This is a genomic window from Marinilabiliales bacterium (assembly GCA_007695015.1).
In the GTDB taxonomy this organism is placed as follows: domain Bacteria; phylum Bacteroidota; class Bacteroidia; order Bacteroidales; family PUMT01; genus PXAP01.
The window spans coordinates 41,681-66,934 of the sequence record REEN01000027.1; the positions used below are offsets into that span (position 1 = coordinate 41,681).

Genomic DNA, 25,254 nt, shown 5'->3' on the forward strand with positions numbered 1-25,254 from the left:
CGGCATCAACATGTCCGTTCAAGCTCAGCAACCTCCAGGTCCTTTACAACTCCCTCCTCTATCACAAACCGCACAGCTGTCTGCACTTTATGGGCACCTGCCCGCCCGGCAGCACCCGGATTGATATGAAGCAATCCAAGCTTGCTGTCATTAATTACCTTCAGAATGTGTGAATGTCCGCAAATAAAGAGTCCGGGAGGCGCCTCAAATATAGCCGGGACAACCGACCGGTCATACCTTCCCGGATAGCCGCCGATGTGGGTGATCCAGACATCCAGGCCACCTGCACTGAACCTTTGATGTTCAGGGTATGATGCACGGATATCCGCACCATCAATGTTGCCGTGTACAGCTCTCAGTGGTTTCATGGAGGAGAGTTCTTCTGCAACCCCGGTACTGCCAATATCACCGGCATGCCAAATCTCATCACAATACCCGATAAATTCTTTCAGCCTCTTGTCAAAATAACCATGGGTATCAGATAAACATGCTATTTTCAGACTCATAAGAATGATTTATTTTTATAAAACCTTATTTTTAGGTCCGCGAAAGGAATGACGTTAATCAAAATACAATTATAATGCATTTATTCTATTCTCCTGTGATCAGAGAAGGCACTTTCACCCTTGACAGCGGTGAGTCATTGCACTGCACCCGGGTTCTGCGCCTCAGGCAGGGCGATATAATCCATATTACCGACGGTGCAGGCAGAATACAGTCCGCCGAGATAGTTATTCCCGACAAAAACAAATGTGTCGTCAGAATTACTGATGAGCAGCAGATGCCGCCGGAAAGGGGTTTTCACCTGCAAATAGCCATTGCACCGACAAAAAGCATTGACAGGTTTGAATGGTTTCTTGAGAAGGCAACAGAAATTGGAATAGACATTATAACACCTGTTATCTGCAGTAATTCAGAACGAAGAATCGTGAAACCTGAACGGTGCAGGAAGGTAATGGTTGCTGCAATGAAGCAGTCGCTGAGTGCCTGGCTTCCTTCTATTGAAGATACTGTCAGTTTCATGGAATTTTTAAAGAAGCCTTTCGGCGGAACAAGAATTATCGCAACGGGCAGCGCCCCGCCGCATAATCATCCTGGCAGGTACTGCGCGCCGGGCAATCCCGTACAGATACTTATAGGACCGGAAGGAGACTTTACGGACGACGAAATGCAATCGGCAATACAAACCGGTTTCATCCCGGCAAGCCTGTCACAAAAGAGGTTACGGACTGAAACGGCAGGTGTGGTGGCATGCCATGCAGTCAGTTTTATAAATCAACCCGGTCAATAGCTATTGCCGTATGGCCCCCTCAGCTGCCTGCCGGCATATTCAACCAGCCGCTCTACAACCGAGTTTCTGATCTCAAAAGCGTGCCGGTCCAGGAATAACGAAACATCGTCATAGGAACCGTAATCTCCGCTAAGACAGTCTTCCTGGTCAACGAGCTCAGATAGCCCGCCATCCATATTGTTAAGCATGTAAATGTAATGGTAGTTTTTTCCCATAGGCGGTTTAACAACTTTTAACACTGTTTCAACCAAAAACGAAAGTTGGATAGTATTTAGTATTATACTTTATCCAACTTTTGTGCGAAGTCCTTGAGTCTGCTTACCTATAGCCTGATATTCAACTCATTGTGAGGCTAATATTTTTTTTACTTATCAGTTTCCTGAGGTTTATGAGAGCATACCTCATCCGCCCAAGTGCCGTGTTTATGCTCACATCCGTCTGATCGGCGATCTCCTTGAAACTCATGCCGCCATAGTGCCTCAGAAGAATTACCTGTTTCTGCTCCTCAGGCAGCTCATCAATGAGCATCCTCACATCATTTGTGATCTGCTCTCTTATCAGAACATCTTCGATATTCTGATCTGAAAGCTTCTTTGAGTTGAAAATATCAGCCTCATAATCATCATTCGACAAGGTGTTTATCTGCTTTTCCTTCCTGAAATGGTCAATTATCAGGTTATGGGCGATCCTTATCACCCAGGACGCAAAACGGCCGTTATCCTTGTACTTGCCATCAACGAGAGATCTGATAACCTTAATGAAAGTATCCTGAAATATATCCTCGGCAAGCTGCTGGCTCTTCACAACCAGCAGGATATAGGTATAAACCTTGGTTTTGTGCCTGTTTATAAGCTTCTCAATACCTTCCCTGTCGCCCGAAAGAAACTGCTCTATGAGTTCCTGGTCACTCATTCTCTTTGCTTCCACGTCTACCTCCTTTTTTATGTTTCCTGGCGTAAAAGTTCTTCGATAGCAGTTTCTTTTTAAAGATTTAACATAATGCAATAATATAATATACAAAGTAATAAAAAAAATTCCGTTTCATAAATAATTTTAAAAAACAAAAGAAAACTGCTACCTTGCACCGGCACCGTCAAAATTGAATTACCTGACATGGTGCCTCTTACCATTTTTATCTGATATCACAATTCATCGTTAATTGACGCAATAATTATGCCAGAAAATTTGGCTGATGACAGTGGAAAGATACTTATCAGGGGAGCCAGAGTACACAATCTGAAAAATATCAGTCTCAGCATCCCGAGAGATCAGTTTATTGTGATAACCGGTCTATCTGGCTCGGGCAAATCCTCACTGGCATTTGACACTCTTTATGCCGAAGGTCAGAGACGTTATGTTGAAAGCCTTTCATCCTACGCACGACAGTTTCTGGGAAGAATAAACAAGCCGGAAGTTGATTTCATAAGGGGAATCCCCCCGGCAATAGCAATAGAACAGAAGGTCAATACATCAAATCCCCGCTCAACTGTTGGTACCTCAACGGAGATATATGATTATCTAAGGCTGCTGTTTGCAAGGATCGGCCGTACAATATCGCCTGTTTCAGGCAAAGAGGTAACAAGGCATAGTGTGAATGATGTGGTAAGTCACATACTGTCACTGAGGGAGGATACCACGGTGCTGATACTTGCCCCGGTAAAGGTGACTGAGCGAAATTCACTGGAAAGAAACTTCAGGATAAGGCTTCAGCAGGGACTAACCAGAATTCACTATGACGACCGTACTGAAAAATTGCAGGATATTGTAGATAATTTCGACAGTTTCCAGATACCCGCCAAACTGTTCCTGGTCATTGACAGGCTCAGGGTAGCTTATGACGGTGATACAAGATCGAGGATTGCCGATTCTGCTGAAACAGCATTTTACGAAGGGAACGGTGAATGCCTGCTGAAAACGGAATACGGTGATAACGCAGAGCTGGATTATTTCTCAACCCGCTTTGAGTTGGATGGCATTGACTTTGAAGAGCCGACACAGCACATGTTCAGCTTTAACAACCCCCTGGGAGCCTGCCCGGTTTGTGAGGGATACGGAAAGATAATTGGAATAGATGAAGATCTTGTCATACCTGACAAGAGCCTGTCGGTGTACAACGACGCTATAGCATGCTGGCGAGGTGAAAAAATGAAGAAATGGAAAGAGAGGCTTGTACTAAATGCTTCCAAATTCGACTTTCCGATACATAAACCCTGGTATGAACTTTCTGACGAACTGCGACAGCTGGTATGGTCAGGTAACAGGTATTTTTACGGACTTCACCGTTTTTTCAAGCATATTGAGAAGAAAAGCTATAAGATACAATACAGGGTGATGCTTTCCAGGTACAGGGGACGTACCGTTTGTCATGAATGTAACGGAGCCAGGCTGAAAAGGGAAGCTTCATGGGTTAAAGTCGGGGGTATCAGCATCCAGGAACTTGTACAGATGCCCGTGACCAGGCTGGCGGAGTTTTTTGAAGCTATTAGCCTTGACAAACATGAGGAGAAGATCGCCGGCAGAATACTGACCGAAATAAGAAGCCGAACCGGGTTCCTGAAGGAGGTCGGATTGGGCTACCTTACCCTTAACAGGCTCTCTTCCACCCTTTCGGGCGGAGAGTCACAGCGAATAAGGCTGGCATCAAGTCTTGGCAGTAACCTCGTAGGATCCCTCTATATTCTTGATGAACCCAGCATCGGTCTTCACCCAAGGGATACCCGTCTTCTGACTGGTGTGCTGAGACAATTGACCGATTCAGGCAATACTGTTATAGTGGTTGAACATGATGAGGATATAATCAGGTCGTCAGACAGGATCATTGACATCGGCCCGCACTCAGGCCATCTTGGCGGTGAGATCATATACAACGGGAAACATGAAATGCTGTCAGGAAACGAGAAAAGTCTCACTGCAGGCTATCTGAGCGGCAGGATAACCATACCGCTTCCCTCCAGCCGTCTGAAATGGAATGATTATATTGAAATTACAGGAGCCTCCGAAAACAACCTCAAGCTTATTGATGTCAAATTCCCGCTCAATGTGCTCACTGTCGTTACAGGAGTGAGCGGATCGGGCAAGTCCTCGCTTGTCAGGGGCATTCTTTATCCCGCACTGGGAAGAATACTGGGCAATACGGGCCTGAAACCTGGAAGGTTCGGGAAAATAGCAGGCAACATCAACCGGCTTACCGGTGTCGAGATGATCGATCAGAACCCTATAGGGAGATCATCCCGGTCAAATCCGGTAACTTATGTCAAGGCGTGGGACGAGATACGCAAACTGTATGCATCTCAAACAGCGGCCAGGATCAACAGGTTCGGTCCCGGATATTTTTCATTCAACATCGACGGAGGCAGGTGCGAGGAGTGCCAGGGTGAAGGAATTATAAAGGTTGAGATGCAGTTTATGGCAGATGTAACCCTGATCTGCGAAAGCTGCAATGGCAAAAGATTCAGGGAGGAGGTCCTGGAAGTCCGGTACCGGAATATGAACATACATGACATTCTGGAACTTACGGTCTCTGAGGCGATCTCTTTCTTCTCTGAGGGAACCGGCAGTACCGAAAAGAAAATAGTTGAAAAGCTCAGGCCCCTTCAGGAAGTCGGGCTGGGCTATATAAAGCTTGGCCAGTCTTCAAGCACTCTCAGCGGCGGTGAAAGCCAGAGGGTAAAACTGGCATCTTTCCTGGGCAGGGAGAAGGAACAAAAGCCTGTGCTGTTCATATTCGACGAACCGACCACCGGTCTTCATTTCCACGACATAAAAAAACTGCTGAGTGCTTTCAGGGCGCTTACTGACAGGGGAAACAGCCTGGTGGTGGTGGAACACAACCCGGAGATAATAAAGATGGCGGACTGGATCATTGACCTCGGGCCTGAAGGTGGTGAAGAGGGTGGTAACCTGGTCTTTGAAGGTACACCTGAAGAGCTCGTTAATTGTGCCGCATCATATACGGGAATATACCTTCAGAACAAGATTGTAAACGGTGGCAGGAGCAATAGCCGCAACCAGCGATAAAATACTGATCATGAACCCGGTCAACGCGTTGAGAGTCCGAACAGAATTGATACACACCCGCTTGCCGGCTCCCGCCCCGGATTGGGTGAGGACACCTTTACCCATATCATCAGCTGCTGGGAGGCTTCAAGCCGGAAATCCCAGGTTCCCCTGAATTCATTTTCGCTGTTGTCGTACAAAACATTCCGCTGAATATCCATGACCCTGAACTGAATATCAGGTAATCCATCATCCCCGCAGATAGCGATCCTGTATTCCTGGTCGGCATAGAATGTTTTATAAAGCTCAGCCTCTTCGCCCTCTGTAAGTATTGCCGCGTGGTAATTACCGTCATGCATGTATCTTTCCAGGTCAACCTTGCAAATCCTCCTGGCAAATGCCTTACATTGTCCCTGTGCCTCAGGGGAAAAAACGGCAAATAGTATGGCAGCAAAAAAAAGAAAAACCGGAAAACGTCGTATCATCTGATAGCATGTATTAAGAAACAAAACCGGTACGGATCTCCGTCACCGTCGATTTCAGCTCCCTGAAAACTTCCCTGTCCAATTTCGCATCGGTGGTGGACCTGAGTACTGCAACCCCGTCATCCCTATCCCTGTCTACCTGTATCGGCGACCGGGTAATCTCAATCTTGTTGAAAATATCTTCAATCCTCCTGACCTCATCCATAAGCGATACCACATCTTCACTGTGACTGTTCTGCCTTAGAAGAAGCATTACTATTTCAAGCGAAAGCTTCTTGTCAAGGATAATTCGCACCATCCTGCTCTGTTCAATATCATCCTCATCAACCTGGTGAAGGGCCAGGTAAAGTCCTTCAATCCAGCCGCCGGTAAGCATCATTGCGGCAACCGGTTCCCTGTTGCTTTCCTGAAGAAACGAACTTGAATTCATAAAAGTTTCAGAAACGATGTCCATTATCACATCACGGTCGTTGATATTTGCTTCAAGCCTCTCCAGGGTCTCACTATCGACAGCATCTATTATCCCGAGATTATCAGCCAGGCGCTTTGCTGCATTCATATAATCAATGGAGATCTGGGGCTGATCAAAAAGGCTGGCATAACTCAGATCTGTTGTATAAATGCCCAGGTTGACCGCCATACTTTTATTGGTCATATAGCGTGATACGTTTTCCACAGGGTTGAGCAGGTCCTCATTGAATACTGCACCGGAAGATCTTAGTATAAGGGCTGTTTCCAGAGGTGAAGGGAGTGAATAAAATATCTGTCTTACCCGCTCCATATCTTCGCTGTGATCTTCAGGAAGGTCCACTGTGAAGTCCCTGTCCCTGTCCTGCCTCGAACAGTTACCGGCACAACCCCCCGAAAGAAAAATGGCTGCTGAGATTGCGAAAAAAGCTATCAGGACCGGTATTTTATTTTTAGACCACATAGATTTACAATTGTTAGTTCCTATATCCAAAACCATGCCAATAGAAAGTAAAAGTAATACTTTTTTGGTTTAAAAAAAACCGTGGGGCATGCCCTTATTCAAATGTTCTCACGGTATATACAGGTATTTACGGCAGCCGGAAGTGCCTTTTCCGTGGGGCGGGACAATTGAAAATTCTGCTTTTGCGCAAATATGAGAAACTCTATTAGGCAAAACGATAAATAAGTGTTTATTTTACAGGCCGAAGGGATAGAAATAACAGAATCATATAAAAAGAGACTATGAGAAACAGCGAACAGCAAATGCAATACATGATCAGCAGGGCCAGGAAAAATATCAGGAAGATCCTGATCCTGGTCATACTCCTGATCGTGGCCTTCACCTCTGTCAGGACCGTGGGACCTGAGGAGGAGGGCGTGGTACTGATGTTTGGAAAGTACAACCGGACTGTAGATCCCGGACTAAACTTCATTCTGCCCCTGGGCCTTGAGAAAATGTACAAGATACCTGTGCAGAGGCAGTTGAAGCAGGAGTTTGGTTTCCGCACAACCGCTGCCGGTACCCGAAGCCAGTACATCAAAAGCGGGTATGAAGACGAATCAATGATGCTTACCGGCGATCTGAACCTGGCCGATGTTGAGTGGGTGGTCCAGTACCGGATAGTAAATTCCTTCAACTACCTTTTCCGGGTGAGGGATGCAGAAGATGCCCTGCATGACATGTCAGAGGCTGCAATGCGGAAGATAGTCGGCGACCGCACGGTGAACGAGGTGCTTACCATTGGGCGCCAGGAGGTGGCAACTACTGTTGAGGTGCTGCTGCAAAGAATGTGCGACGAGTATGAGAACGGGATACGGATTGACCAGGTTGTACTCCAGGATGTAAATCCACCCGAACCCGTTAAACCATCATTCAATGAGGTGAATGAGGCGCAGCAGGAAAGGGAAACAATGATCAACCGCGCAGAGTCGGAATACAACAGGGTAATACCCAGGGCAAGGGGTGAAGCCGAGGAGACCATCCAGCGTGCTGAAGCTTATGCCCTGAACAGGGTCAACAGGAGTATCGGTGAAGCAGACCGTTTCAATGAACTGTACGAAGAGTATATCCTTGCACCGGAAGTCACAAGAAAGCGTATATACCTGGAAACCCTGGAGAAGATAATGGCAGCGACCGGCACCAAGATAATAATGGATGAGACCGGAGCAAGCGTGCTGCCCCTTCTTAACCTTCAACAACAAAAAGAACAGTTACCATGAAGAATAAACATATAATACTGACAATACTGGCTGCAGTGATCCTGATACTGGGATACCAGAGCATTTTCATACTTGACGAAACTCAACAGGCCATTGTAACACAGTTCGGGAAACCGGTAGGCGGGCCCCGCACCCAGCCCGGCATCAATTTTAAAACACCCTTCATCCACAAGGTCCAGTATTTTGACAAAAGGTACCTCAAGTGGGATGGTGATCCTAACCAGGTGCCGACACTGGACAAGAAATTCATATATGTCGACACATATGCAAGGTGGCAGATTACAGATCCGCTTCAGTTTTTCATAAGGCTCAGGGATGAGAGGTCCGGCCAGTCGCGTCTCGATGATATACTGGACGGCGAGACCAGGAATGCAGTGGCGAGCCACGAATTGCTCGATCTGGTCCGTTCCTCCAACAGGGAGCCTGAAGTGTACGAAGATTATCTTGAAGAGCTGGAGACGCTGGAAGATATAAGTGTGGGAAGAGAGAAGATAGAAGCACTCATACTTGAGAGGGCCAACGCACGGACCGCCGACCTGGGCATAAGGGTGCTCGATTTCAGGTTTAAGAGGATGAACTATGTTGAAGAGGTTCGCAGAACCGTGTTTGACAGGATGATAAGTGAACGGCAGAGGATAGCCGAACAGTTCAGGTCAGAGGGTGAAGGAGAAGCCAGGAGAATCGAGGGGAGCAAGGAGCGTGACCTTGCCCAGATACAGTCCGAGGCCTTCAGGGAAGCAGAAGGCATAAGGGGAAGGGCCGATGCTGAGGCTACCAGAGTATATGCCAGGGCTTACAACCGCAACAGGGCCAGCAGGGACTTGTACTCATTCGTGAGATCCATGGAAACCCTGGAAAAGTCATTCGATGACAAGACCAGCATCATTTTGTCGACCGACAGCGAACTGCTCAGGTTCCTGAAATCCAGCGAATAACAGCTTCAGCAGGCAAATTACTGTTCCCCGAAAGGGGAATAGGCCGGCTGTCAGTGAATGCCTGAAAAATATTTCATGAATTGCGACCGCTCATAGACGGACGGATCGGGTATATTCCTGTAGCTCATCTTGCCCCTGAAGGCATCTACTGAGTCAAACCCCTTTTTTTCCATCCATTCCGACAGTCCCTGTACCAGGGTCCCTGCCTCCTTGAGGCCGCTCTTGTACAAAAGCGAGCATACCTGTACCGTTTTTGCCCCTGCCAGCAGCTGCTTGACTACCGCCTCCCAGGAATGGACACCCGTTGAGGCAGAGATATCAACCAGGCTCACCTTGTCAGACACCAGGGCGGTCCACCGCAGCACATGTCGCAGATCTGAAGGATTGCTGAAGACATCGGCAGAGGTAAGCTTCATCCTGTCAATATCGATGTCAGGTTCATAAAAACGGTTAAAGAGAACCACACCGCGGGCACCGAGGGCATAAAGCCGGTCGACCAGGCCCAGCAGATTGGTAAAATGGTTTCCCAGCTTGATAGCAACGGGTATTTTAAGTATACCGGTCACTTTTGATACCAGGTCGTAATATATATTTTCAAAATCGGCCGGCGGCATGAACTTGTCGGTCGGCAAATAATATACATTCAGCTCAAGGGCATCGGCCCCGGCCTCTTCGATACGCCTGGAAAAACTCACCCAGTCGCTTGCTGTAATGCAGTTAATACTTGCAATCACAGGAATGGAAACGACCTTTTTAGCCTCCTCGATAAGGCTCAGGTAATTTTCAACCGAATTACTTTTGGTATAGTTCCTGATATAATCCTCCGCCTCGGGATAATCATGGTTCATGATCAGGCTTCCCGCTTCGTAATTGATCTGTTCCTCAAAAAGCGATTTCAGAACAACAGCTCCTGCGCCTGCCTCCTCAAGTGTCCTTATCTTTTCGATGCTGGCAGTAAGGCCCGAGCTGCCGGCAATAACAGGGTTCTTTAATTTGATACCCATATAGTTAACTTCCAGATTTGGCATAATTGTAATTATTATTAGTTATTATAATCTATTATTCCCTTTCGCCGAAAATGAGACTTCCTATCCGCACCAGGGTACTCCCCTCCCCGACGGCAACCTGGTAATCGCCTGACATCCCCATTGAGAGTTCATCAAAATCCTCTGCCCCACTGCCAAGTATATCCTGCAAGTTTCTGAATATTGATGCCAGCCTTCTGAACTCAGACCTTACCTTAACAACATCTTCAGTAAATGTAGCCATTCCCATCAATCCCCGCAACCGTGCACCGGGATAATCGGCTGCGGAGAAACCTTCTGCCAGACCGGTAACCTCCTCCTCCGAAAAGCCGAACTTTGTCTCCTCATCTGCTATGTGCACCTGGAGAAGCACGTCAATCACCCGTTTATTCTTAAGTGCTTCCTTGCTCACTGTCCTCAGAAGCTTTTGCGAGTCGACCGAATGTATAAGTGACACAAATGGTGCGATGTACTTCACTTTGTTGGTCTGAAGGTGCCCGACCATGTGCCATTCGATATCACCCGGAAGCTCTTCCCTTTTGGCCAGCAGTTCCTGCACCCTGTTCTCTCCCATTAAACGGTGTCCTGATTTGTAAAGTTCCATGACTTCTCCGGTGGTACGGGTCTTAGTTACTGCAACTATCCGCACGCCATCAGGAAGCTCAGTATGTAACCTCTGTATGTTGGCAGCAATTTCCATATAATTCAGTCGAGCAAATGCACAACCAGCCCGCTTCTGAGTTTAGGCTCGAACCAGGTTGTCTTGGGCGGCATAATATTGCCGGTATCGGCAATATCCATAAGCTGCTTCATAGTGACCGGGTAAAGGGCAAAAGCCACTTTCATCTCGCCGCTGTCGACGCGCCTCTTCAGCTCGCCAAGCCCCCTGATTCCTCCCACAAAATCAATCCTCTTGTCTGTTCGCAGATCTTTAATGCCCAGTATATTATCCAGTACCAGTTTTGATAGCACTGTAACATCAAGGCAGCCTATCGGGTCGGCATCATTGTATGTCCCTTCCCGTGCACTCAGAGCATACCAGCTGCCCTCAAGATACATTGAGAATTCATGTAACCTGCCGGGTTTGTATATCTCCTCCCCTTTATCGGTCACAACAAACACTTTTTCAAGCTCCCTGAGAAAGCTCTCCCTTTCCAGTCCGTTAAGATCCTTCACGACCCTGTTGTAATCTATGATGTTCAGATGGTTGTCAGGAAAGTGAACTGCCAGGAAAAAATTATACTCCTCTCCACCGGTATGATTTGGATTGGCCGATTTTCTCTCGTTACCCACCAGTGCAGCTGCAGCGGTTCTGTGATGGCCATCAGCCACATAAGTGCACGGAACCCTGCCGAACAGCTCAACCAGCCGGGTAACCAGTTGCCTCTCATCTATCACCCAGAAATGGTGACCCACGCCATCATCGGCGGTAAAATCATATACCGGCACATTATTCCTGGTATAGTTTTTCACTATCTCATCTATCTCCGGCTCGGACCTGTAGGTAAAAAACACCGGTTCCATATTGGCATTAGTTACCCTCACGTGCCTCATACGATCGGCCTCCTTATCCGGCCTGGTAAGCTCATGCTTCTTGATCCTGTCGTTCATATAATCTTCAACTCCGGCACACCCTACTAGTCCGTACTGCCTCTTTCCATCCATAGTCTGGGCATATATGTACAGACACTCCGATTTGTCCTGCAACAGCCATCCTTTTTCACGGAATTTTTCGAGATTGCTCCGTGCAGTATCGTATACCAGCTGGTCATATTCGCCGGTTCCCCGGGGACAGTCAATTTCGGGTTTGATTATATGAAGCAAAGAATACGGGTTATCCCTGGCTTCTTCACGGGCTTCTTCAGAATTGAGGACATCATAGGGCCTTGAGGCTACCTGCCTGGCAATGCCGGAAGGAGGCCGCAACCCCCTGAAAGGTTTCAGTATGGCCATCTTTAAAAAGAGTTTTTACTTATTAACCTGGTATTTTGTTTCGCCGCTTTCAAAAAAATCAACTATCTGCCTGGCTGCAGCAATGCCCGCGTTGATGTTGGCCTCAGCCGTCTGGGCTCCCATCTTTTTGGGTGTAAAAAAGTACCTGCCCGGATACTTTTCGGCAATTTCACCTGCACAATCAGGCGCCACATCAGTTAAATACTGAAAATCGGGCCTTTCGGCAAACATTCTGAGCAGCGAGGCCTCGTCCACCACCTCTTTCCTGGCTGCATTAACGAGTACCGCCGGCGCAGGCATCCTTGATAGCAGATCGTAGTTGACAAGGCGCAAAGTTTCTTTGTTGGCGGGTATGCTCAATGATATGTACTGGCAATTGCTGTAAAGATCCTCTACTGAATCTACAAATTTAACGCCGGCAAAGCTGATCCGGTCCATGCCAACCCAACTGCAAAAACCAATCACCTTCATCTGGAGGCCCCGGCCGATCCTGGCAACGTTCATCCCGACATTACCGCATCCGTGTATGCCAATCTTCTTGCCCCTGAGCTCTGTCCCTGAAGTGCCGTTAAACTGGTTGCGGGCCATATATATCATCATGCCGATTGCGAGTTCGGCAACGGCATTTGAATTCTGGCCGGGTGTGTTCATAACGACTACACTCTTACCTGTAGATGCTTCAAGATCAATATTGTCATATCCGGCTCCCGCCCTGACCACAACAGCAAGTTTTCGGGCAGCGTCAAGGACTTCGGCAGTGACAAGGTCACTCCTTACTATAAGTCCATCAACATCTTCTACAGCCCCGATAAGATCAGACTTGTCACTGTAATTTTCAAGCAGTACCATCTCATATCCTGCTTCCCTGAGAACTCCGGATATGCCTTCAACAGCCTTTTTTGCAAATGGTTTTTCCGTTGCTACCAGTACTTTTCTCATTACAATTCTGTTTTTTTATTTAACTTTTATTTCCTCAAACTCCCTCATCACATCGATAAGCGCCTGTACGCTTTCGACCGGCAGCGCATTGTAGATCGAGGCCCTGAATCCCCCGACCGACCTGTGTCCCTTGACGCCTACCATGCCTTTTTCCTGTGCGAAGGCAAGAAAATCAGCCTCAAGATCCTTGTATTCTTCCTTCATCACAAAACAGACATTCATGATCGACCGTGAACTCTTCTCTGCAGTTCCCATGAATATCCTGCTGTTATCAATGGCATCGTAAAGCAATCCGGCCTTACCGGTATTGATTTCCTGCATCCTGGAAACTCCGCCCAACTTCTTTAGCCACTTGAGTGTTTCCCTCACGGTGAATATCGGAAGACAGGGAGGGGTATTGAACATTGATCCGTTCTCAATATGTATCCTGTAATCCAGCATGGAGGGGATGTTGCGTTCAACCTTGCCGAGGATATCCTTCCTGATAACAACGAACGATACTCCGGCCGGACCGAGGTTCTTTTGTGCCCCGCCATAAATGATGCCGTACCTGGATACATCAACCGGCCGGCTGAATATGTCAGAGGACATATCGGCCACAAGCGGGACCGGACTGTCAATATCTTCATGTATCCCGGTGCCGAAAATGGTGTTGTTGGTGGTTATATGGAAATAGTCGGCATCTCCGGGTATTTCATATGATTCGGGAATATAGCTGAAGTTTTTGTCCGCCGAACTTGCTACCACCTCAACCGGACCGATATAGCGGGCCTCCTTTATTGCCTTTTTCGCCCATGATCCGGTCTCCAGGTAAGCTGCTTTTTTATTTAAGATATTGTAGGGAACCATACAGAACTGCATGCTTGCCCCTCCCCCGAGAAACAGGACTTCATAGCCGTCGGGAACTCCAAGGACTTCTTTAAACAGTGCAACAGCCTCATCCATAACAGCCTGGAAATCTTTGCCCCTGTGAGATATTTCCATGACTGACAGACCAATTCCATTCAGATCGAGCACCGCTTCCGCTGTGCTTTCAATTACTTCGCGGGCCAGGATTGATGGCCCGGCGCTAAAATTATGCTTCTTCATCGGCAGAGTGTTTTAAATGGTTATTCTTTTACGGATACGCAAATTGCAAATTATTTATCAGAATAGGTAAGACAAATGCAAGTTTTTATTAGTTATTATCAACATCCGGCAACCGGATTCAGTAATCGGTATGGCTGACGAGCATGTCGCCTTTGAGAACGGGGATGACATCTGTGCTGTCGGGAGTAAAACAGTACTCCAGCACATCATCAAGTCCCAGTTTTTTTAACCTGTGACGGTGCGCTGCCTTCTCCATATATCCAACCAGGTCTGCCTGTGCCGTCAGCCATAAATCACGTGCAGCAACTGCTGCATCGCATTTTGTGGCAAAGTTGCCCGACCCGGTCAGCTTATCTGCCAGGGCACCTGCGAATACAGTGTCCTCCAGGTTAAACCGGTTCTTCCACCCGGCACAGAGGATAACTACATCACGTCCTGCTTCCAGGAGCCAGCCGGCAAGTGCGGAGAGATTTACAAATGCCCCTACAGCCACTTGCTTCGCACCTGAAGCCATCATGATGGCCTGTGTACCATTGGTAGTACTGTATACTATGGTCCTCCCCCTGACCCTGTCCGGCTTGAAATTAAAAGGCGAATTGCCGAAATCGGCAAAATCCAGAACAATGCCGTCCCTCTCGGCAGCAACAAGATAGCCCTTTGCTTTCCATTCGCGGGCCTCATCAATTCCGCCAACAGGTATGAGGTTTTTGACCCCATTATCAAACGCCGCACAGATGGCTGTGGTTGCCCTGAGAATATCAGATACCACAACTATGGCATCGTCATTACGATAGTAATCGTAGAGCGCCGGAGAATAGCACACCTCAATGTATTTTTTTGCCTGTTTCTGCATTCTTTACAGTACCGGTTTATGGCCGGCCATTTATATAGATCACTTGCCGGAGGCTCCTTTGTATATGGGAGGTTTTACTATCTCAGCGCGTATTGGTTTATTACGTATGATTATATCTATTGTCGCACCCTCTGCTGCATGATCGGGCGTGACATAACCCATTCCCACCCCGGTTTGCATCATGGGCGACATGGTCCCGGATGTCACATTTCCGATAATAGTTCCGTCTTCACCGGCAATCTCATAACCCTTCCTGGGAATGCCTCTCTCCTTCATTATGAAAGCAACGAGCTTACGGGTCACGCCCTCTGTCTTCTGACGATACAGCCTCTCCCGGTCAATAAATTCGTTTCCCTCAACAAATCTTGTTATCCAGCCAAGGCCTGCTTCAATCGGAGAGGTAGTCTCATCAATATCATTCCCGTAAAGGCAATAGCCCATTTCCAGGCGCAGGGTATCTCTAGCACCAAGTCCCGCAGGCTTGATACCAAAATTCCGGCCAGCACCATAAATGGCATTCCACAGGGCCGGGCCATCTTCATTTGCGACATATATTTCACATCCACCTGCACCTGTATACCCTGTCACTGAAAATATTGCATTACTAATCCCCGCTATATCGAGTTTTCTGAAAGAATAGAATTTCATTCCTCCAACTGGTTCTCCCGTTAGCTCTTCCATTATTCTCATGGCCAATGGCCCCTGGACTGCAATAAGCGCTATTTCATCAGAGGCATCGTAAAGGTCCTTTCCAATCTCAAGTCCGTGTTCCCTGGCATGCAATGAGAGCCAGTCCCAGTCCTTCCGGATGTTGGATGCATTTACAACGAGCATATATGTTTCAGGATCGATCCTGTATACAAGGAGGTCGTCGATTATGCCACCATTGCCATTGGGCAGGCAGGTATACTGAACCATACCGATGTCAAGCCTGTTGATGTCATTACTGGTTACATACTGGAGAAATGCTGACGCACCCGGGCCTTTAACCCAGAATTCACCCATATGTGACACATCAAATATTCCGGCCTTTTCCCGGACTGCCCGGTGCTCATCATTTATACCACTGTATTCAACCGGCATGAAGTACCCGGCAAAGGGTTGCATTTTCGCACCAAGCTTTACGTGCATATCGGTGAAAACAGTCTTCTTCATATCCATTAAATTCTTTTCAAAGGTAAAAAAGGCAAATATAAATAAGATAGCTGTGAATAAGGTACATGAAATTCACAAAAATCCATTACTTTTATAAACAGTAAAATTGTTTTAAAACCCTTGTGTTTTATGGAATTTAAGCATATAAACCTTGATTACCTGAAGGAAATGTCAGGTGGTGACAGGAATATGATAAAGGAGATGATTGATATCTACGCAAGTGAGATTCCTGGCTATCTGGAAAGGATGAACCGATATCTTGAGACAGGCGATGCGGAAGCACTTGGAAGACTTGCCCATAAAGCAAAAGCTTCGGCCCAGATAATGGGTGCAAAAAAGATTGCAGAAGACCTCAGGGAGCTGGAAAATATTGCCAGTGAGGGACGAAACAAGGATCTTTACGCCGGTATTGTTGAAAGCATCACCAGGCAGTTCACACTTTCCATAGATGAACTAAAGAAAGTCGCCGAAACGTTATAAACCCCTATATACTATATTTCTCAGGATATAATTCAGCAGGGTGCTCAGGATAAATGGCCGTTAAAACACTTTTTAATCAGACATTATGCTTAAACCTGAGTTAACAGGCGGGGTAATTGTTTACTCCTTTGAGCCGGAAGGAAAGCTCAATGCCGAAATCGCAGAAAATGTCAGGACCGAACTTAGCGCCCGTTTTGATGAACCGGGAACATTGATGATACTTGACCTTGGCAACATATCATATGTTGACAGCCTGGGCTTCAGTTCCCTTCTCTCAGTTATGAGAAAGGCGCGCAGCAGTTCGGGTGTATTCAGGCTCTGTAACATCAAACCCGATGTCATGAGAATATTCAGGTTGCTCCGGCTTCAGAATGTTTTTTATATCTGCGACACCCGTGATGAATGCCTGAAAAGCTTTGAACAGTCACAATAACCCCTTATTTATTTTGCATGTCGGCAACAGGGTTACCTGTCGCCGCTGTTCATGAAAAGCAGTTTATCCTCCTCAGCATCGATTATAAGCTTCTGGTCCCTGTCAATTTTCCCTGCAACTATCTGCCGTGACAATTCATTGAGTATCTGTTTCTGCATCACCCTTCTGACAGGCCTTGCCCCATACTGGGGATCATAACCGAGCCGGGTAAGAAGATCAACAGCCCTTTCTGTAATTTCAGCTTCCACATTGTTTGTCCGCAGCATATTTTTTACGTTTTCGAACTGAAGCTGCACTATCTGTCGGACCTCATCCTGCGAAAGTTGCTTAAACATGATTATATCGTCAACGCGGTTCAGGAACTCGGGCCTTATAGTCCGCCGCAACAGCGCAAACACCTCTTTCCTTGTTTTCTCGAACATCTCCTCCCTGTCCATGCCATTCAGTTTGTCGTAATTGGCCTGAATGATCTCCGATCCGGCATTTGAGGTCATTATTATTATGGTGTTCCTGAAATTAACCACTCTGCCCTTATTATCTGTCAGCCTTCCATCATCAAGCACCTGGAGAAGAATATTGAACACATCAGGGTGCGCCTTTTCGATCTCATCGAGCAGCACTACCGAATAAGGCTTTCTCCTGACTGCTTCCGTCAGCTGTCCCCCCTCATCATAACCTACATATCCTGGTGGTGCGCCGATGAGCCTTGATACGGAATGTCTCTCCTGGTATTCAGACATATCTATCCGGGTCATCAGGTTCTCATCATCAAAAAGAAATTCGGCCAACGCTCTTGCCAGCTCCGTTTTACCCACGCCCGTAGACCCAAGGAATATAAACGAACCTACTGGTCTTTTTGAATCCTGTAACCCTGCCCTGCTTCTCCTGACAGCATCGGAAACTGCCTGAATAGCCTCATCCTGACCCACAACACGCTTGTGAAGCTCTGTTTCGAGTGAGAGCAGTTTTTCCCTTTCACTTTGCAACATACGGCTGACCGGTATGCCGGTCCATCTTGCCACTATCTCGGCTATATCCTCCGAATCAACCTCCTCCCTGATCAGGGCATCCTCCCCCTGCAATTTCCTCAGTTCGCTGTTCAGCTCAGCAATATTTTCCTCAGCTTCCTTGATCCGGCCATATCTCAGCTCGGCCACTTTTCCGTAATCGCCCTGTCTTTCAGCCTGGACCGCTTCCAGTTTCATATTCTCTATGGCTTCCTTGTATTTCTGGATCCCGCTTATCAGCTTTCGTTCATTCTCCCATGCCGCCCTGAGTCGATTTCTCTCTTCACTCAGATTGGCGAGCGTAGCAGAAAGCTCCGATGCTTTGGCCTTGTTCCCCTCACGCTTGATTGCTTCCTTTTCAATCTCAACCTGTTTTATACTTCTCTCGATCTCATCTATATTTTCAGGTACTGAATTCATCTCAAGCCGCAGTTTTGATGCAGCTTCATCAATCAGGTCTATTGCCTTATCGGGCAGGAACCTTTCGGTTATATACCTGTGCGAGAGCTCCACGGCCGAAATAATTGCATCATCCCTGATCCTGACCTTGTGGTGCGCCTCATATCTCTCCTTAAGCCCCCTCAAAATAGAAATTGCACTGATAACATCCGGTTCATCTACAATAACTAACTGAAACCTTCTTTCAAGTGCCTTATCCTTTTCAAAATACTTCTGGTACTCATTCAAAGTGGTGGCACCAATCGCCCGGAGTTCACCTCGCGCGAGTGCAGGTTTGAGGATATTCGCCGCATCCATTGCACCCTCGCTCTTCCCGGCACCTACAAGGGTATGGATCTCATCAATGAACATGACAATTTCACCCGCCGCTGCAACAACTTCCTTAACCACTGACTTAAGCCGCTCTTCAAACTCTCCCTTGTATTTTGCTCCAGCTATCAGGGCTCCCATGTCAAGTGAGTAGACCTGCTTGGTTTTCAGGTTGTCGGGCACATCACCATCCACGATCCTGTGGGCAAGTCCTTCTGCAATTGCTGTTTTACCTACACCTGGTTCACCTATAAGGATTGGATTGTTTTTGGTCCGCCTGGACAATATCTGCAATATTCGCCTAATCTCATCATCCCTTCCAATAACAGGGTCGAGTCTGCCGGCACGTGCCATCTCATTAAGATTAATAGCAAAACGGTTAAGAGCGTTGAAGCTGTTTTCGGCGGACTGGCTGGTGGCTTTGGCACCCTTTCTGAGTTCATCGATGGCCTTCTTAAGATCAGCTGCAGTTATTCCGCTGTCCTTCATCAGCTGAGAAACCTGGTCGCCGGTCATAAATAACCCCATAAGCAAATGCTCAATCGAAACATATTCATCACCGGCATCCCGGGACCCGGCCATTGCTTTCTGCAAAGCAGAAGATGCTCCGGAAGACAGGTACTGATCACCGCCTGAAACTTTAGGATAAGATTCAATGATGCTGTCTACTACCCTCGCAAAATTTGCCGTATTTACGTTTAGTTTCTTGAGTATGAATCCGGTTACATGCTCATCTGCATTTAACAGGGCCTTCATTATATGCCCCGTCTCAACCGCCTGATGACTGTACCCGGCAGCAATAGAGAATGCCTGCTGAAGGGCTTCCTGCGATTTTATCGTGAATTTGTTCAAGTCCATATCTGCTCCGGTAATTTGATAATATTTGTACTTTATTAACCTGCTTTATGGTCCATCAAAATCATTGCCGGTCTATAAAACAGATCAACATCATGTCATTATGACGCCCTGCGCCCCTCCTGCTATGTCAATATGTCACCTTTAGGTGCGTATTTGAAGCGGGGTGAAACCCGGTGATCCTGCCCGGACAGTATATTCCTGTTAAACAATCAGTCGTTCTGCCCTGGCCAGATCAGATCAGGTCAGATCGGATCAGGTCAGGTCAGGCCTAAAGCTGGAGAGGGTTTTCACGCCATCTGCCATAGCGAAGATAGATCCACGACAGGACAAATATCAGCCCGGCATAAATAAACTCAACGGTCCAGACCACTGCAACAGGGAACCTGAATACATTTGAGAAGGCATAAGCTGCAACCAGGTATACCCCTATAACAGCCATTTCGATAACCAGGGCCACCCTCGTCCGGCCCGTACCTGAAACAGCATTGACAAATACCATGGCAAATGCAAAACAGATCACTGTTCCGCATACAACGTAAAGAGCAGGGAGGGAGTTGGCTATAAGAATCTGATCATCTGTATAGATACTGAGGATACTTTCAGGCAGCAATACGATTACCACAACAAACAGCAAGACCATCATGAAACAAAGTCCGGATATACGGAAGACCAGACGCAGTACCTCATCCTCCTGCCCCCGGCCGATCAGAAAACTCACCATGGTATTTGATGCAGCAGAGAAACCCCATATTGGTATCATAAGTATGACATAAACACTTCTGATAATGTTTGAGACCGCCAGTTCGGTTTCCCCCATCTTCTCGACAAAAACAAAAAACGCAAACCAGACTGCAAGAGAAATGACATTCTGGACCATTACCGGAAATGAGATTCCGGTAAGCCGCAGCCACAGGTGCCTGTTAAACCCCTTGAAGCTAAATAGTCCGTACCTTCGGGTGTCTGAAAAAGCAACCGTATATATGATCATGAAACCTAAAACCGACACCTCTGAAAGCACAGATGCCAGTGCTGCCCCTTTTATGCCCATTGCCGGGAAGCCCATGTTCCCGAAGATCAGCAACCAGTCCAGAATAATGTTTACAACTGCCATAAAGGTAGTTGACCAGGTGATCACACGGGTTCGTGCGGTACCAATAAAAAACGCATTGAGCCCCATGTTTATGAAAGCAAAAAAGATCCCCCATGAACGAATCTGGACATAATCTTCAGTCAACACCTGGATCCTGGGCGAAATGATGATAGCCGAAAAAAAGGAGGGTGCCAGAGACTTTATCAGACCAAAAACAAGAACTGACAGAATAAAAAGTGTGACTATGGAGTGCTCAACAACAATCCCCGTGCGGCTTTCCCTGTGCTCTCCCGCCCTTCTGGCTATCATGATCTGGGTACCAAGACCCAGACCATATCCGAACATTATGATAACAAGATAAAATACGCCACCTATTGCAGCAGCACCCAGTTCTGCTTCACCAAGCCGTCCAAGGAATGCAGTATCAATGACATTTATGAAATTCTGCGCGACACTTCCGAGGATAATCGGATAGGCTATATTCCAGATCTTCCTGTTTGAGATCAGTTCAGCCAACGCCTTTCACGAGTTATCTGAATCCCTTTTCAACCCTGTCATAAAACTCATTCTGAAGCTCAAGGGTTTTTTCATCATTTTTTATAACCCTCAGATTTCTTACAATGGTTTCAACCTGGTGATCTGTAATGAGCTTACCCAGCTCATAGGATCCGGCAGACCCTTCCCCGGCGTAATGATTTGGATAGCTGGCATACCACCATATCCCTGTATACAGGTCAGGCAGGTTCAGTCTTGCCTGGTTCTTACCCGATTCATCATCAGCACGTTCCTGCAGCACAAGATCAGGACGAAGGTAGAGAAGCGTTGAAGTCTCACGCTCCCCTGCATGTCCGTCATATGAGGGGTCTGATTTGCGCATCTGCCTTATCTTTTCATTGATTTCAGGATCAGCAGAGGGTGTGTGCAGGTAAACAGCAAAATCGCGTCTTTTTTCAAGCTGGGCCTGCAAAAAGTACCTTATAAAATTATTATTGCCTCCGTGACCGTTAAGTATCAGGATCCTCTTAAACCCGTTCCGGGCTATCTCGTCGACCGTTGCCTGGAGAAGCGACCACATAAGATCGCTTGGAATGGTGAATGTTCCGGGCTGATGCATGGCCTCATAGACCTGTCCGTAAATGAACTCGGGGAATACGACGGCATATTCGATATTTGCAGCACGTTCGGCCCATTCACGAGCGTGAATTATGTCAGAGCCCATAGGTGCATGCGGACCGTGCTTCTCGAGTACTCCCATCGGCAGGATACATGTATACCCTGATTTTTTAAGAGCTTCATCCCAGTCACTGGTAACAAGCTCCTCCCATTTTACAGGCAGGTTCTGGGCTCCTGCTGAAAATACAGCCAGAAGCAGTAAAAACGCTGATAGTCTCATGATAAAAGAATTTGGTTAGTATTAAACTTCGCTGGAACCTGCAATATAATAATTGGACAGGGATCATCCAAGAGGTATGCAACAACAATTAAACTGTACTGAGAATAACTGCATTATTCACAGGCACGTTGGATTTAAAGAATTTATTATCTATTTTTATTGCCATATGGCAGAATATTGAATAAACCAATAATCCACCTCCATCCTCAATTATGAGTCAGCAAATTCTGAGAGCTTTAATGCAGCTTTTCGCTATCATTGCCCGTCCTGAAAGCAACAAGAAGGAAAGGATATCTGTGGTTGAGTCTTTTTTGAAAAGACAGCTCAGCAAAGAACTTGTTGATGAATACCTGACGGTGTTTGAAAACTACTATGAAATCCATCAGGAAAAGGCTGGGGGAGAGATTAAAAAGAAAAAACGCACCTCATCAAGCTCGGTAAGGGTTCTGGTCATATGCACAAAGATCAACGAAGAGCTTAATCAGCGCCAGAAGATAATCGTATTTGTAAATCTCCTGGAATTTGTCAAAAGCGACAGCGAAGTAATTAGTGACCAGGAGTTTGAATTTCTTGATACGGTAGCTCTCTCATTCAATATCTCAGGCGATGAGTACGAAAACATAAAGAATTTCGTACTCAAGCCTTTCGAGGATATACCAAGATCCGGCAGTATACTGGTAGTTGACGGGAACAGGGATTTTTCCTGCGGGGAGACCCGGCACATATACCGGGAGGCAATTGAAGGGCAGATAAGGGTGCTTTCGGTTGCTGAGGTCAGCATGTACCTGGTAAGGTATATCGGTGAAAGCGAAATGTACCTCAATTCGCAACTGATCCAGCAGGACAAAGTCTATGTATTTGACAGCGGCACTTCTATCCGTAACCCAAGGATAAAACCGGTATACTTCAGCGACGTGGTGAGCACATTCAGCCCCCATCTCACCGAAAGCAAACTAATTTTTGAGGCCCGGAATATCGAGTACCGTTTCAGGGGCGGCAATATTGGCCTGCAAAGACTTTCATTCACTGAAGAGTCGGGACGAATGATAGGCATAATGGGATCAAGCGGCTCAGGAAAATCGACGCTGTTAAACGTCCTGAACGGCAGCCTGATGCCATACAGGGGCGAAGTACTGGTCAACAATATCGATATTCACCGTGAAAAGGGGGAGATAGAGGGGCTTATCGGACATGTGTCCCAGGATGACCTCCTTATCGAAGAACTTACCGTATACCAGAATCTTTATTATAATGCAAAGCTTTGTTTCGACCATTATACCGAAGAAGAAACTGTAACAGCGGTAAACAGCCTGCTTCAGCAACTGGGACTGTACGAGGCACGACACATCCAGGTAGGCAGTCCGCTTAACAAGAAAATAAGCGGGGGACAAAGGAAGCGCCTGAACATAGCTCTTGAGCTTATCCGTGAACCGGCAATCCTGTTCCTTGACGAACCGACCTCAGGCCTCTCCTCAAGGGATTCAGAGAACATACTTGACCTTTTAAAGGAGCTTGCACTTAAAGGCAAGCTGATATTCGTTGTGCTTCATCAGCCCTCTTCGGATATTTTCAAGATGTTCGATAATCTCCTGATACTTGATACCGGCGGATTTCTAATATATAACGGCGACCCTGTTGATGCAATAATCTATTTCAAATCGCACGTGCAGCATGCAAACTGGAATGAAAGTGAGTGCCATGCCTGCGGAAATGTAAATCCTGAACAACTCTTCAATATCATTGAAACCAATGTGCTGGATGAATTCGGCAAGCAGACACATTCACGGAAGATTTCTCCATGGGAATGGGCCTATTACCAGCTTCAGTACAGCCTGAAAAATGAAAAAACACTGCCGTCCCATATTGGGCTGCCGGAGGTGTCATTCAGGATACCGGACAAGTTCCGGCAATTTCTTGTATTTGTAAAAAGGGATCTGTTATCCAAGATAGCGAACCGGCAATACATGTTCATCAATTTTCTGGAAGCACCGGTTCTCGCTTTCCTGCTCTCTTTTATCATTAAGTACCGTGATGTTAATGTGGCAACAACATCCGGCTACACATTTGCAGGCAACCTCAATGTGCCGGTGTACATCTTCATGTCGGTCATCGTTGCCATTTTCATAGGACTTACAGTAAGTGCCGAGGAGATTATCAAAGACAGGAAGATTTTGAAAAGGGAGGCTTTCCTCAACCTGAGCTGGTCAAGCTACCTCTCCTCCAAAATAGTCGTCCTGTTTGGCATATCTGCAATTCAGGCCCTTTTGTTTGTACTTGTCGGCAACTCGATAATAGAGATACGGGGCATGTATTTTGAATACTGGCTTGTCCTTTTCAGTGCCTGGTGCTTCTCCAACGTCATGGGACTGATCATATCAGACAGTTTCAAAACAGTTGTGACCATTTATATACTTATACCGTTTTTGGTAATCCCCCAGCTCATTCTGAGCGGTATTATAGTGAAATTTGAGGAGCTGAACCCATCCATTTCTTCACCCAGCCAAATTCCCCTTTACGGTGAGATAATTACAGCAAGATGGGCATATGAGGCACTTGCTGTCCACCAGTTCACGAACAACCCATTTGAATATGAGTTCTATCCTTACAACAAGGCGATGAGCAGGGCCGAATACATGAACAATTTCTGGCTGAGGAACCTGCAGAACAAGCTCGATTTCTGCAAAAGAAACCTTGGTAACCCGTCAGCAAGCGAAAGGATGGAAGCGAACTTCAGGTTGCTGGTAAACGAACTGAGCCGGGAACAGGAAAGAAACCGGCAGATCGAAGCTGGAGCAGATTTCAGAAACTATCCCGGTACGATCCCCGACAAAGAGTTTATTGAAAAGGCAGATGAATACCTTGCACTTCTCAACCGATATTATATACACCTTTATAACAGTGCCAATAACGAAAAGGACAGGATAATCACAGAGTATCACCAGACTGATGAAGGCAGGGAACAGTTCCTGGAAAGAAGGAACAGGTATCATAACGAGACGCTGAGTGACCTGGTAAGAAATTCACGGGAAGTTACCCGTATCATCGAATACAATTACAGGCTTCACCAGCGGATCGATCCCGTATACAGGGACCCGGAAGGGCGCTTTATAAAGGCACACTTCTATTCACCGGAAAAACGTGTTTTCGGCAACACATATGGAACACTGTGGGTAAACACTGCTGTTATATGGATCATGACTGTAATTCTGTTCCTGGCACTCTATTTCAGGTTGCTGAAGAAAATGCTGGAATGGTTTGAGGATCAACCCGGGATAATGAAAAAACTGAAGGGGGTAAAAGCCTGACTTATAGTA

The 25,254-nt window shown here is 46.8% G+C and carries 22 protein-coding genes; 7 read left to right on the plus strand and 15 right to left on the minus strand.

Annotation, left to right across the window (positions count from 1 at the left end):
* Nucleotides 1–5 precede the first annotated feature (5 nt).
* Nucleotides 6–506, minus strand: a complete 501-nt coding sequence (locus tag EA408_01690; protein TVR74783.1) for a metallophosphoesterase — start codon at nt 504–506, stop codon at nt 6–8.
* Between the two features lie 74 nt (nt 507–580).
* Here EA408_01690 and EA408_01695 point away from each other — a divergent pair, with 74 nt between their 5' ends.
* Entirely contained in the window at nt 581–1,291 is a 711-nt protein-coding gene (locus EA408_01695) for a 16S rRNA (uracil(1498)-N(3))-methyltransferase (GenBank protein ID TVR74784.1), read from the plus strand.
* Here EA408_01695 and EA408_01700 read toward each other — a convergent pair.
* Together EA408_01700 and EA408_01705 are read right to left on the minus strand one after the other, a co-directional pair.
* Nucleotides 1,285–1,506, minus strand: a complete 222-nt coding sequence (locus tag EA408_01700) for a hypothetical protein (protein TVR74785.1) — start codon at nt 1,504–1,506, stop codon at nt 1,285–1,287. The genes EA408_01695 and EA408_01700 overlap by 7 nt on opposite strands.
* Before the next feature lie 121 nt (nt 1,507–1,627).
* Entirely contained in the window at nt 1,628–2,203 is a 576-nt protein-coding gene (locus tag EA408_01705) for a sigma-70 family RNA polymerase sigma factor (protein ID TVR74839.1), read from the minus strand.
* A gap of 261 nt (nt 2,204–2,464) precedes the next feature.
* Here EA408_01705 and uvrA point away from each other — a divergent pair, with 261 nt between their 5' ends.
* Entirely contained in the window at nt 2,465–5,308 is a 2,844-nt protein-coding gene (gene uvrA, locus EA408_01710; GenBank protein TVR74786.1) for an excinuclease ABC subunit A, read from the plus strand.
* A 20-nt stretch (nt 5,309–5,328) separates the two neighbouring features.
* Here uvrA and EA408_01715 read toward each other — a convergent pair whose 3' ends face one another.
* Nucleotides 5,329–5,772 carry a hypothetical protein gene (locus EA408_01715; GenBank protein ID TVR74787.1) on the minus strand — a complete coding sequence of 148 codons (444 nt, stop codon included), beginning with the start codon at nt 5,770–5,772 and terminating at the stop codon, nt 5,329–5,331.
* 13 nt (nt 5,773–5,785) lie between these two features.
* Nucleotides 5,786–6,703 carry a hypothetical protein gene (locus EA408_01720; protein ID TVR74788.1) on the minus strand — a complete coding sequence of 306 codons (918 nt, stop codon included), beginning with the start codon at nt 6,701–6,703 and terminating at the stop codon, nt 5,786–5,788.
* A 281-nt stretch (nt 6,704–6,984) separates the two neighbouring features.
* On the opposite strand from EA408_01720, the gene hflK reads away from it, so the two are divergent.
* The gene (gene hflK / locus EA408_01725) at nt 6,985–7,962 is read left to right on the plus strand and encodes an FtsH protease activity modulator HflK (protein ID TVR74789.1); all 978 of its coding nucleotides are present in this window, start codon (nt 6,985–6,987) and stop codon (nt 7,960–7,962) included.
* On the plus strand, nt 7,959–8,897 hold the full coding sequence (gene hflC / locus EA408_01730) for a protease modulator HflC (GenBank protein ID TVR74790.1): 939 nt from the start codon (nt 7,959–7,961) through the stop codon (nt 8,895–8,897). The genes hflK and hflC overlap by 4 nt, the downstream gene beginning before the upstream one ends.
* Nucleotides 8,898–8,947: 50 nt before the next feature.
* On the opposite strand, the gene EA408_01735 is transcribed toward hflC, so the two are convergent.
* From EA408_01735 to gcvT, 7 genes are all read right to left on the minus strand, one after another.
* Nucleotides 8,948–9,925, minus strand: coding sequence for a dihydroorotate dehydrogenase-like protein (locus EA408_01735; GenBank protein TVR74791.1), 978 nt, complete (start codon nt 9,923–9,925; stop codon nt 8,948–8,950).
* A gap of 31 nt (nt 9,926–9,956) precedes the next feature.
* Nucleotides 9,957–10,622 (minus strand): YggS family pyridoxal phosphate-dependent enzyme, encoded by a 666-nt coding sequence (locus EA408_01740; protein ID TVR74792.1) that lies wholly within the window; start codon nt 10,620–10,622, stop codon nt 9,957–9,959.
* A 5-nt stretch (nt 10,623–10,627) separates the two neighbouring features.
* The gene (locus EA408_01745) at nt 10,628–11,875 is read right to left on the minus strand and encodes a DUF1015 domain-containing protein (GenBank protein TVR74793.1); all 1,248 of its coding nucleotides are present in this window, start codon (nt 11,873–11,875) and stop codon (nt 10,628–10,630) included.
* 15 nt (nt 11,876–11,890) lie between these two features.
* Nucleotides 11,891–12,814 (minus strand): 3-phosphoglycerate dehydrogenase, encoded by a 924-nt coding sequence (locus EA408_01750; protein ID TVR74794.1) that lies wholly within the window; start codon nt 12,812–12,814, stop codon nt 11,891–11,893.
* A gap of 15 nt (nt 12,815–12,829) precedes the next feature.
* Nucleotides 12,830–13,903: a 3-phosphoserine/phosphohydroxythreonine transaminase gene (serC, locus tag EA408_01755; GenBank protein ID TVR74795.1), complete on the minus strand. Its 1,074-nt coding sequence runs from the start codon at nt 13,901–13,903 to the stop codon at nt 12,830–12,832.
* 118 nt (nt 13,904–14,021) lie between these two features.
* Nucleotides 14,022–14,756 carry a 2-phosphosulfolactate phosphatase gene (locus tag EA408_01760; protein TVR74796.1) on the minus strand — a complete coding sequence of 245 codons (735 nt, stop codon included), beginning with the start codon at nt 14,754–14,756 and terminating at the stop codon, nt 14,022–14,024.
* Between the two features lie 39 nt (nt 14,757–14,795).
* Nucleotides 14,796–15,911 carry a glycine cleavage system aminomethyltransferase GcvT gene (gene gcvT, locus EA408_01765; protein TVR74840.1) on the minus strand — a complete coding sequence of 372 codons (1,116 nt, stop codon included), beginning with the start codon at nt 15,909–15,911 and terminating at the stop codon, nt 14,796–14,798.
* 129 nt (nt 15,912–16,040) lie between these two features.
* Between gcvT and EA408_01770 the strand changes: the two genes are divergently transcribed.
* Nucleotides 16,041–16,391 carry an Hpt domain-containing protein gene (locus EA408_01770; protein ID TVR74797.1) on the plus strand — a complete coding sequence of 117 codons (351 nt, stop codon included), beginning with the start codon at nt 16,041–16,043 and terminating at the stop codon, nt 16,389–16,391.
* Nucleotides 16,392–16,476: 85 nt separating this feature from the next.
* Nucleotides 16,477–16,824, plus strand: a complete 348-nt coding sequence (locus EA408_01775; GenBank protein TVR74798.1) for an anti-sigma factor antagonist — start codon at nt 16,477–16,479, stop codon at nt 16,822–16,824.
* A gap of 32 nt (nt 16,825–16,856) precedes the next feature.
* Here the strand turns inward: EA408_01775 and clpB are convergent, their stop codons facing one another.
* The 3 genes from clpB to EA408_01790 all read right to left on the minus strand — a co-directional run bounded on the left by clpB (nt 16,857) and on the right by EA408_01790 (nt 21,940).
* Nucleotides 16,857–19,457, minus strand: coding sequence for an ATP-dependent chaperone ClpB (gene clpB, locus EA408_01780; GenBank protein TVR74799.1), 2,601 nt, complete (start codon nt 19,455–19,457; stop codon nt 16,857–16,859).
* Between the two features lie 268 nt (nt 19,458–19,725).
* The gene (locus tag EA408_01785) at nt 19,726–21,063 is read right to left on the minus strand and encodes an MATE family efflux transporter (GenBank protein ID TVR74800.1); all 1,338 of its coding nucleotides are present in this window, start codon (nt 21,061–21,063) and stop codon (nt 19,726–19,728) included.
* Between the two features lie 13 nt (nt 21,064–21,076).
* On the minus strand, nt 21,077–21,940 hold the full coding sequence (locus EA408_01790; protein ID TVR74801.1) for a creatininase family protein: 864 nt from the start codon (nt 21,938–21,940) through the stop codon (nt 21,077–21,079).
* A 212-nt stretch (nt 21,941–22,152) separates the two neighbouring features.
* On the opposite strand from EA408_01790, the gene EA408_01795 reads away from it, so the two are divergent.
* The gene (locus EA408_01795) at nt 22,153–25,245 is read left to right on the plus strand and encodes an ATP-binding cassette domain-containing protein (GenBank protein TVR74802.1); all 3,093 of its coding nucleotides are present in this window, start codon (nt 22,153–22,155) and stop codon (nt 25,243–25,245) included.
* The last annotated feature ends 9 nt before the right edge of the window (nt 25,246–25,254 follow it).

Excerpts from the sequence above, each read along its gene's own strand:
- EA408_01775 (TVR74798.1), top strand. The coding sequence starts at position 16,477 with ATGCTTAAACCTGAGTTAACAGGCGGGGTAATTGTTTACTCCTTTGAG.
- EA408_01770 (TVR74797.1), top strand. The coding sequence starts at position 16,041 with ATGGAATTTAAGCATATAAACCTTGATTACCTGAAGGAAATGTCAGGT.
- serC (TVR74795.1), bottom strand. The coding sequence starts at position 13,903 with ATGAAGAAGCATAATTTTAGCGCCGGGCCATCAATCCTGGCCCGCGAA.
- hflK (TVR74789.1), top strand. The coding sequence starts at position 6,985 with ATGAGAAACAGCGAACAGCAAATGCAATACATGATCAGCAGGGCCAGG.
- EA408_01700 (TVR74785.1), bottom strand. The coding sequence starts at position 1,506 with ATGGGAAAAAACTACCATTACATTTACATGCTTAACAATATGGATGGC.
- hflC (TVR74790.1), top strand. The coding sequence starts at position 7,959 with ATGAAGAATAAACATATAATACTGACAATACTGGCTGCAGTGATCCTG.
- EA408_01735 (TVR74791.1), bottom strand. The coding sequence starts at position 9,925 with ATGCCAAATCTGGAAGTTAACTATATGGGTATCAAATTAAAGAACCCT.
- EA408_01705 (TVR74839.1), bottom strand. The coding sequence starts at position 2,203 with ATGAGTGACCAGGAACTCATAGAGCAGTTTCTTTCGGGCGACAGGGAA.
- EA408_01745 (TVR74793.1), bottom strand. The coding sequence starts at position 11,875 with ATGGCCATACTGAAACCTTTCAGGGGGTTGCGGCCTCCTTCCGGCATT.
- EA408_01720 (TVR74788.1), bottom strand. The coding sequence starts at position 6,703 with ATGTGGTCTAAAAATAAAATACCGGTCCTGATAGCTTTTTTCGCAATC.
- EA408_01760 (TVR74796.1), bottom strand. The coding sequence starts at position 14,756 with ATGCAGAAACAGGCAAAAAAATACATTGAGGTGTGCTATTCTCCGGCG.
- gcvT (TVR74840.1), bottom strand. The coding sequence starts at position 15,911 with ATGAAGAAGACTGTTTTCACCGATATGCACGTAAAGCTTGGTGCGAAA.
- EA408_01790 (TVR74801.1), bottom strand. The coding sequence starts at position 21,940 with ATGAGACTATCAGCGTTTTTACTGCTTCTGGCTGTATTTTCAGCAGGA.
- EA408_01740 (TVR74792.1), bottom strand. The coding sequence starts at position 10,622 with ATGGAAATTGCTGCCAACATACAGAGGTTACATACTGAGCTTCCTGAT.
- clpB (TVR74799.1), bottom strand. The coding sequence starts at position 19,457 with ATGGACTTGAACAAATTCACGATAAAATCGCAGGAAGCCCTTCAGCAG.
- EA408_01795 (TVR74802.1), top strand. The coding sequence starts at position 22,153 with ATGAGTCAGCAAATTCTGAGAGCTTTAATGCAGCTTTTCGCTATCATT.
- uvrA (TVR74786.1), top strand. The coding sequence starts at position 2,465 with ATGCCAGAAAATTTGGCTGATGACAGTGGAAAGATACTTATCAGGGGA.
- EA408_01690 (TVR74783.1), bottom strand. The coding sequence starts at position 506 with ATGAGTCTGAAAATAGCATGTTTATCTGATACCCATGGTTATTTTGAC.
- EA408_01715 (TVR74787.1), bottom strand. The coding sequence starts at position 5,772 with ATGATACGACGTTTTCCGGTTTTTCTTTTTTTTGCTGCCATACTATTT.
- EA408_01695 (TVR74784.1), top strand. The coding sequence starts at position 581 with ATGCATTTATTCTATTCTCCTGTGATCAGAGAAGGCACTTTCACCCTT.
- EA408_01750 (TVR74794.1), bottom strand. The coding sequence starts at position 12,814 with ATGAGAAAAGTACTGGTAGCAACGGAAAAACCATTTGCAAAAAAGGCT.